The 1,983-nt window shown below is 68.6% G+C and carries 2 protein-coding genes; one reads left to right on the top strand and one right to left on the bottom strand.

The features are described 5' to 3' along the window. Positions 1 to 104: 104 nt before the first annotated feature. On the bottom strand, positions 105 to 848 hold the full coding sequence (locus ACRDPS_RS24595; protein WP_431504302.1) for an enoyl-CoA hydratase family protein: 744 nt from the start codon (positions 846 to 848) through the stop codon (positions 105 to 107). Between the two features lie 112 nt (positions 849 to 960). Here ACRDPS_RS24595 and ACRDPS_RS24590 point away from each other — a divergent pair, with 112 nt between their 5' ends. Then, a complete protein-coding gene (locus tag ACRDPS_RS24590; protein WP_431504301.1) occupies positions 961 to 1,842 on the top strand; it encodes an SDR family oxidoreductase in 882 nt (293 codons plus the stop codon). Positions 1,843 to 1,983 lie beyond the last annotated feature (141 nt).

The following is a 1,983-nucleotide window of genomic DNA, read 5'->3' as shown; positions in this document are numbered from 1 at the left end:
GTCTGTCTCACCCGCTTGGGACAGACGCGCCGGCTCGACACGCTGGGGTGGGACATTTGCGCCGACTCGACGCGAATTTCCGGGACATTCGCGCCGACTCGGCATCACTTTCCGTCCTTCACGAAGGCGTCGCGGCGCTCGTCGGCGACGCCGGCGAGGTTGAGCTCGTAGGTGAAGCCCTGCTCGAAGCGGTAGGAGGCGTTCACGTCGATCGGGTCGATGCCGTTGAGGGCGGCCTTGGCGGCTCGGATTACCCGGGGGTCCTTGGCGGCGACCTGTCTGGCGACGTCGAGGGCGGCTTCGTCGAGGTCTTCGCGGGGGACCACCTTGTGGACCGAACCCAGCTCGTGGAGGCGCTGGGCGGTGACGGTCTGGGCGGTGAAATAGAGCGTACGCAGCATGTGCTGGGGCACCAGACGACTCAGGTGGGTGGCGGCTCCCAGGGCTCCGCGGTCGACCTCGGGTACGCCGAAGAAGGCATCGTCAGAGGCGACGATCGTGTCCGCGTTTCCGACCAGGCCGACGCCGCCGCCGAGGCAGAAGCCGTTGACCGCGGCGATGACCGGGACGGGGCACTCGTAGATCGCCTTGAACGCCGCGTAGCAGCCGCGGTTGGCGCCGAGGATGCCCTCGAAGCCCTCGATCTGTTGCATCTCCTTGATGTCGACGCCGGCGTTGAAGCCCTTGCCCTCAGCGCGCAGGATCACGACTCGCGCACCCTCGTCAGCGGCGGCCGTGACCGCGTCGGCGACCTCGAACCAACCCTTCACCGGCAGCGCGTTCACCGGTGGGTGGCTCATCGTGACGACGGCGATCTGCTCGTCGGTGATCTCGGTGGAGATGCCCATGCCCAACCTGTCCTTGATCTGGACTGCCTAACCTAGCGATTGCTTGGTAGCCTAGCAGTTGCTTGGTTCAAGCTGGCAAGGACGACGTACGTATCGACGCAGGGAGCACTCAATGACCGGACTGCTGGATGGCCGGATCGCGATCGTCACCGGAGCGGGGCGTGGCATCGGCCGGGCGCACGCGCTCGAGCTGGCCCGCCACGGCGCGAAGGTCGTCGTCAACGACTTCGGCGTCTCGCTGGCAGGGGAAGGCACCGGGGAGTCGCCCGCCGAGCAGGTGGTCGCCGAGATCGTCTCCGCGGGTGGCGAGGCGGTCGCCAACGCCGCCGACGTGGCCGACTTCGAGGCCGCAGCTGCGATGGTGCAGCAGGCGATCGACACGTACGGCGGTCTGGACATCGTGGTCAACAACGCCGGCTTCGTGCGCGACCGGATGCTCGTCAACACCTCCGAGGAGGAGTGGGACGCCGTCATCCGGGTTCATCTGAAGAGTCACTTCGCGACGCTGCGGCACGCCGGGGCGTACTGGCGGGCGGAGTCGAAGCAGGGGCGTCAGCGGGCCGCGCGGGTCATCAACACCTCCTCCGGTGCGGGTCTGCAGGGATCGATCGGTCAGGGCACCTACTCCACGGCCAAGGCAGGCATCGCCGGCCTCACTCTGGTCGCGGCCGCGGAGATGGCCCGCTACGGCGTGACCGTCAACGCGATCGCGCCGGTCGCGAAGACCCGGATGACCGAGGGCGCCTTCGACACCTCTGCCATGGCTCTGCCCGAGGACAACAGCCCGATCGTCGCCTGGCTGGCTTCGGCGGACGCCGGCGACGTCACCGGCCGGGTCATCGAGATCGACGGCACCGTCGTGACCCTCGAGAACGGCTGGGCCCACGGCCCCTCCGCCGACGCCGGCGCCCGCTGGGAGGCCACCGACGTCGGTCCCGCGCTCCGCAAGCTCCTCGGCGAGGCGCCGGTCCCCGAGAAGGTCTACGGCACCTGACCCCCTGCCGAGGCGTCACTTCTGCAGGCCGAGAAGTCACGTACGCAGGCCGAAAGGTCACTTCTGCAGGCCGAGTGGGCACCCCAGTGCCCACTCGGCCTGCAGACCTGACTTCTCGGCCTGCAGACCTGACTTCTCGGC

This window comes from Nocardioides sp., from assembly GCF_050699375.1.
Lineage (GTDB): Bacteria > Actinomycetota > Actinomycetes > Propionibacteriales > Nocardioidaceae > Nocardioides.
The sequence above is the reverse complement of the archived record's forward strand: the minus strand, read 5'-3'. Positions and strand labels throughout refer to the sequence as shown.

Excerpts from the sequence above, each read along its gene's own strand:
- ACRDPS_RS24595 (WP_431504302.1), bottom strand. The coding sequence starts at position 848 with ATGGGCATCTCCACCGAGATCACCGACGAGCAGATCGCCGTCGTCACG.
- ACRDPS_RS24590 (WP_431504301.1), top strand. The coding sequence starts at position 961 with ATGACCGGACTGCTGGATGGCCGGATCGCGATCGTCACCGGAGCGGGG.